Source organism: Variovorax sp. P4_D9, from assembly GCF_056401695.1.
In genome coordinates this window covers 1-6186 of the sequence record NZ_JBFUIU010000541.1, presented here as the reverse complement: position 1 = coordinate 6186, position 6186 = coordinate 1, and the positions used below count along the sequence as shown (strand labels likewise).

At 59.5% G+C, this 6186-nt stretch carries 3 protein-coding genes and 1 pseudogene; 3 read left to right on the top strand and 1 reads right to left on the bottom strand.

Annotated features, from left to right (window positions below):
- From AC1DY5_RS38140 to AC1DY5_RS38130, 3 genes and pseudogenes are all read left to right on the top strand, one after another.
- Positions 1 to 546: pseudogene (locus AC1DY5_RS38140) on the top strand (hypothetical protein); the annotation flags it as partial.
- A 236-nt stretch (positions 547 to 782) separates the two neighbouring features.
- The gene (locus tag AC1DY5_RS38135) at positions 783 to 3167 is read left to right on the top strand and encodes a glycosyltransferase (protein ID WP_478119654.1); all 2385 of its coding nucleotides are present in this window, start codon (positions 783 to 785) and stop codon (positions 3165 to 3167) included.
- Between the two features lie 70 nt (positions 3168 to 3237).
- Complete coding sequence (locus AC1DY5_RS38130; RefSeq protein WP_478119653.1) at positions 3238 to 5145, top strand: polysaccharide pyruvyl transferase family protein; 1908 nt, start codon at positions 3238 to 3240, stop codon at positions 5143 to 5145.
- 708 nt (positions 5146 to 5853) lie between these two features.
- Here AC1DY5_RS38130 and AC1DY5_RS38125 read toward each other — a convergent pair.
- A partial coding sequence (locus tag AC1DY5_RS38125) for a GDP-mannose 4,6-dehydratase (protein ID WP_478119652.1) occupies positions 5854 to 6186 on the bottom strand: 333 nt, incomplete at its 5' end.

The following is a 6186-nucleotide window of genomic DNA, read 5'->3' as shown; positions in this document are numbered from 1 at the left end:
GTGATCGCGTGCAGCAGGCGATTCGGCAACGAGTTCTTCTTGTTCGCCGCTTCGGTCGCCTTCATTCCATACCTGATCTTTGGTCAGATTCTCTATCTGCGATCGCGCCGGATCGTAGGAAACGGATTCCTGACCGTGGCCGGTCTCGCCGCTTTCGCGACCATTCAATACGGGATCCGCGAAGTTCACGTCAGCTTCCTCCCCCTGGGCAACTCGTATCTCCTCTCGTTCGTCTTCGCGTTGGGTTTGTTCGTGATCGCGATGCTGATCAACATCAAGCCTGCGCGTCCGATTCTGTTCAGCGCCCAGGTCAGCTATTCGCTCTATCTGGTCCACGGGCCTGTGGGCTTCGCAGCACTTGGGCTTGGTACGCGCTTGGGCCTACCGTACGCGGTCTCCCTGCCTTTCGCGATCGCCGCCGTATTCGGCATGGCGTTTGCGTTCAATCGAATGATCGAACGACCGTCGCAGCTGATCGCTCGGCAATGGACTGCGTCCACGAAGCTCCCTTCGGGCGGCGCGAAAGCCCTGCCGATTCAAGGGTAGATATCGCACGCGAGCGTGGCGCACTGTTGCGCTTGGTGCCGCCCGCATGACATCTTGGTCCGGCTGGGCCGCGCTATAATTTGTTAGATCAAAATGGGCATTACTATTGGTACTTGCCCCAATGTTTTCACTCCTCCGGTCGACTTCGAAGTCCTTCATTGGCGCGTACTGCGAGTGATCGCTCCCCGGACGGTGGCCTCTCAGTCGAAATCGATTGAGTTTCATCATCATTCCCAATGTCCTCCGATTCCTCTCGCGCCATTTTCACGATCTGCTCCAACAACTATGTCCCGATGGCCAAAGTGCTGTTGGCGAGTGCGAAACGCCATCATCCAGAGGCGACCTTCTATCTCTGCCTCGCGGACGAGATCGTGTTCGAGCGGGCCTTCTACCCGGCGGATGGTGTCGAGATCGTCACGGCCAAGGAACTGGGTATCCCGGACTTTAAGGGCTTCGCGTTTCGCTACGACGTGATGGAATTCAATACGGCACTCAAGCCGTTCATGTTCCGTCATCTGCTCGCGAAGGGGCACCGCAGCATCATCTATTTCGACCCCGACATCGAAGTCTTCGGGCGCCTCGAAGAAGTATGTTCGTTGCTCGACGAGGGAGCGTCGTTCGTGCTGACGCCCCACCTCACGAAGCCGGCGGAGCGCGACATGTACCCCGACGACGTGGGCATCATGCGCGCCGGTATTTACAACCTCGGATTCCTGGCCGTGGGTGCTGGCCATGAAGCGGACAGCATTCTTCGGTGGTGGTCGCGGCGCCTGATGTACCAGTGCGTGAATGATCAGGCGAACGGCATTTTCGTGGATCAAAAGTTCATGGATCTGGTGCCTGGATTCGCCGATGGTGCGAAGGTCCTGCGGGATACCTGCTACAACGTCGCCTACTGGAATCTTCATCAGCGCGCCTTGAGTTACGACGATGGCGAGTGGACTGTCGACGGTCGTCCATTGTGTTTCTTTCATTTCAGTGGCATCTCGCCGACGGACACGTCCCGCCTCTCGAAGCATTCGCAGGCATTCCGAGGGGCCGAAATGAGCGCGCCTCTGCTTTCGCTGGTTGCGCACTACGCCTCGCAATTGTTGGCGAACGGACACGGCAGCTTTCCCGATGGCGACTATGCCTTTGGCCGCTTCGCTTCTGGCGCGCGCATCCCGACGCTGATCCGGCACATGTTTCGAGAGAAGCATCTAACCTGGGCTGGCGATCCGTTCGAGAACTACGAACAGTTCCTGCATCTGCCGCACACGAAGGGTTTCGGATCGCCGGACGCATCGATCACCAATCTGATGCATTACCTGCACGGGCGTGAGCCCTGGCTGCAGGCCAACTTTCCGCCGTCGGGACCCGCAAGCGCCAAGGCGTTCCGGGAGTGGTATATCAAGCAGGCCCATACGCTGATTAAGGACCGGCGGTTGGTTGAGCCGGTTGCACTACAGGCAGCGCAGATGCCCTCCGCCACAGTATTGCGTCGACCCCCGCCACGCCGTAGCGAGTCCGAAGCCGATGTTTCCGTGGTGGGATACCTTCGCCTAGCCCTCGGCGTGGGTGAGGCGGGGCGGCAGGTCCTTGGCGGCTTGAGGCATGCAGGCGTAAACGCGCGCGGACTTCCCATCGATCTCAACTCCCACTCGCAAGTCGGCGACAACTCGTTGGAGCATGCGTTCGCCGAGCAGGCGGATGGCCGGATTCAAATCTTCAATGTCAATGCCGACCAGCTGCCGCACGTCGTCGACCGCCTGGCCTCACGTTTGCGATCCGACGCTTACCGGGTCGCAATGCCGTTTTGGGAACTGGAAGAGTTTCCGGCGCCGTGGTTGTCCGCCTTCGACCTCGTCGACGAAGTCTGGGCGCCGACGCGCTTTGTCCAGGCGACGCTCGCCCCCAAGCTTTCCAAGCCTGTGGTGTACATGCCTCTGCCGCTGAGCTTCGAAAAGCCGGCCTCAGTTAATCGGGGCAAATTTCATCTGCCTGCGGATACATTCATCTTCTTTTTTGCGTTTGATTACCTGTCATTTGTCGAGCGAAAGAATCCGATGGCGCTCGTACGCGCCTACAAGCGTGCCTTTGGCGAGCTGGAACGCGCGAACGTCAAGTTAGTAATCAAGGCGCAAAACGCCGACCGAGTGCCTGCGCATCGGCAGACTATGCGCGACTGCCTGCGCGCAGATCCGGACATCCTGTTGATCGAGAAGACACTGAGCCGAACGGATACCCTCGAGCTCATCGCTGCATGCGACGCTGTCGTTTCGCTACATCGTAGCGAAGGACTTGGCTTGCTTATTGCGGAAGCGATGGCGCTGGAGAAGCCCATCATCGCCACGGATTATTCCGCAACGACGGAACTCGTGTCGCGCGAGACTGGCTGGCCCGTCGATTTCGAGATGGTGGCCGTGAAGCCTGATCAATACGTTTTCCCTGAGGGCCAAGTCTGGGCTCAGCCCGACGAGAAGCATGCAGCCAGCCAAATGCGCCGGGTGGTGTATGACCGCGACGAGGCCCTCCGGCGTGCTGTTGCGGCGCGCGCCTTCCTCGAAACAGAATATGGCTCTGCTGCGTGCAGCCGCCGGCTGGCGTATCGCATAGGCCAGCTAGAAGGAGCGCATCATTGACACTGGATCCAGTCGCGGGATGGATGCGGGTACTCGCGCCGCCGAGCACGCGCGTGAAGGGAGTTTGGCGTTGAAGAACTGGACATTAATCGGCGACGTCGGCGGATGGGAGACCTATCACGTTGGCGACGAGGCAATGCTCGAGGCGAATCTGGACCTTTTTCGCACACTCGACCCAACTGTCCGTCTGACGGCCGTATCTTCGGATCCCGCCTTCACCTCGCAGGCGATCGGCGTCGAGGTAGTACCGCGGTTGGGTTTTGACCGTTGCACCAACGACGACGAGCGCGAAGCCCTTCTAACTGTCCTGTCGCGGATGCCAGACGGCGCGATTCCGGCTGCGTTCGAGCGACTGGCAACGCCTTCCGACGGCCTCGTCATCTCGGGAGGGGGCAATCTAACAAGCCCCTGGCCGAACTTCATCTTCGAGCGCCTTGCGTTCTGCCGACGTGCCGCGAGTGTCGGCGCCAAGATTGTCTTTCTCGGCCAGACGATCGGCCCGGCGCTTGAGCCTCGGCACCGTGAGATGGTGAGCGAAATGCTTGGCCTCGCATCCTGGGTTGGCGTTCGTGAGGAGCATTCGTTCGCGCTGGCCCTCGAACTGGGCGTAACACCGGCGAACCTGTCTTACCAACTCGACGACGCCGCGACCCTGGGGCTGAGGTGCCGTTCCGAGGTCGGTACCTTGCTACCCTTCCCCGACGAGGAGCCGTGGATCGCTTTGACGTTCCACCCGATGACGAATCCGACGGTGGCCGACCCGCTTTGGGATCAACTGGCCGAGCAGCTGAGGAAGATCGCCGTTGATACTCGCTGCCGCCTCGTTTTTATTCCGCATGCCAAGGCTGCACCTTCCTTGGGTGCCCCATGGTCCGACGAGGATGTCGGCAAGGCATTGGCCAGCCGGCTGCCCGAAGGCATGCTCATCATGTTGCCCGTGATGAAAGCCCGCGAGGTTGCCGCACTGACGGGCCGGGCGCACATGGTCGTCAGCTCGCGCTACCACCCGATCGTGTTCGGGCTGGCGGCGGCCGTCCCCTGCCTGGCTATTTGGACCACTGAGTACACGCACGTGAAGTTGCAGGGCGCGTTAAGCCAGTACGGACGTGCCGGAGACGTCTGCTCGATCGAAGAAGCATGTGACGGCAAACTGGCACACGCCGCGTCGGCGCTCTGGACAGACGCCGTGGCAATCAAGTCAGGGCTTGCGGAACAGGTGCAAGTCCATGTGATGGAGGAAGAACTTCGCAAGTGCCACCTGCGCGAACGCATCGCGGAAAACGCGGTGCGAGAAATTGAACTGCCGCGTCGTCTGACCATGGCGTTGGCGTTCATTCATCGCCAGGCCGACCGAGCGAGAAAAAATGCCGAGTGGGAGTCCGCAGAGATCGCGCGCGGACTGGAGCAAGCCTCTGCGTCATTGAGCGATGCGACTATATATGCGAAGTCTCTCGAATTAGGACGTGTTGAAGCGGAGAAATATGCCCAATCCCTGGAGAATCGGTTGAATAACGAAGAACGAAGTGTGGCGATGCAGAAGAGCTTGACTGACGCGGATTTGGCTCTTGCCGAGCGGTGCGAAGAACTGGCGCGCTCCGTCGCGAGCGCCACGACCTACGCCAATAGCCTTGAGACCCAGTTGGTGGCGCGCCGCAATGACGGGCTTGAACTAGACGATATGAGGGAAGAAAACCGTCGTCTTCAAGGATCGGTGGGTCAGCTGCAAGGAGAGCTCATTTCCCTGAGCAAGACGCACGCTGAACTCGTGGCGTGCAGATCTTCGCAACGTTCGGAAGGGGAACTCGTGCAATCCGAAGTTCAGCAAATGCGAGCTCAGCGTGATGCGCTCGTGACACAACTGATGCAGCAGGAGGCACACGCTTCCAATCTTCAGCAGCGTCTGCGGGCCACGTATGCATCGCGGTCGTGGCGTATCACTCACCCTATCCGTCGTTTGAAGGACATGCTTCGCCGTTGACGGAGCTGCGGTCGCGCGCGCCGATTCGCTTTGATCGAAGGTCTATCGGCTGGCGCGACGGACGCGCTGCCGTCGTGCAGACTCATCGGCGCGACACGACGGCTGCCCACTGCGACTCGTACTCGGCCCGGTGCTTGAACACCATGCGTACCGCGCGCTTCCGCACCTCGGGCAAAAACCACTGACTTGCTGATGACTCCACCTACTCCACCCTCTCATATCAAAGGTTGGAGCTTCGGAGCTTCCTCAAACTCCGGGGCGGTTCAGGGCGCTTCTGATTTCCAGTTGGCCGAAGAAGTGGTACTCCGTGTGACTCCCGATCCGATTCACGCCGAGTGGCCGGCGTCAACTTCCGTGTCCGCCGGCCAAGCTACGCGTTGCCCATCAAAAAACCTCCGCGTCTTCTGCATCGGTAGCCTTCAACGGCCGGGTTTTTGGGGGCAACTTGTTCATGCTGAACGCTCCTGCCCCAGCTCCAGGCACTCGAGCGCGCTGTAATCGCCGGTACGCCTCAACCGGGAGGGCAACCGGGTCGGCGCTCTGCTTTTCCTGTGAGGCGAAGGACGGATACACATTACTGTAAATAGTCCTGCTCGTTGAAGTTCTGCAGCTGAATTTTCCGATGAGCGTAAGTTGGTCTTGTTGAGGTCTTGTTGAGGTCTTGTTGAGGTCTTGTTGCCGCTTCCCCGCGCAGGCGGGCCCGATTCCTCAGAACGAATGTCCTTCGGCGTTCCGTCGAAGATCCGCATCGACCATCATGGCGCAGAGTTCTTCCAACGTAGTTGTTGGCGCCCAACCTAGCTTCTCCTTTGCGCGAGCAGGATTGCCGATCAGCAGATCGACTTCGGCCGGTCGATAGAACTTAGGATTGACGCTCACCAACGTCTTGCCGCTCCTAATGTCGATACCAACCTCGTCCTGCTCTTCGCCTTCAAATCTCAGTTCATATCCAGCCGCCTTGAACGCCATGTCGACAAACTCGCGCACAGTTTCTGTTCGGTTTGTGGCCAACACGAAGGTATCTGCCTCATCCGCCTGGAG

What these genes read in the sequence shown, in the direction of transcription:
- AC1DY5_RS38135 (WP_478119654.1), top strand. Translation starts at nt 783, where the DNA reads ATGTCCTCCGATTCCTCTCGCGCCATTTTCACGATCTGCTCCAACAAC.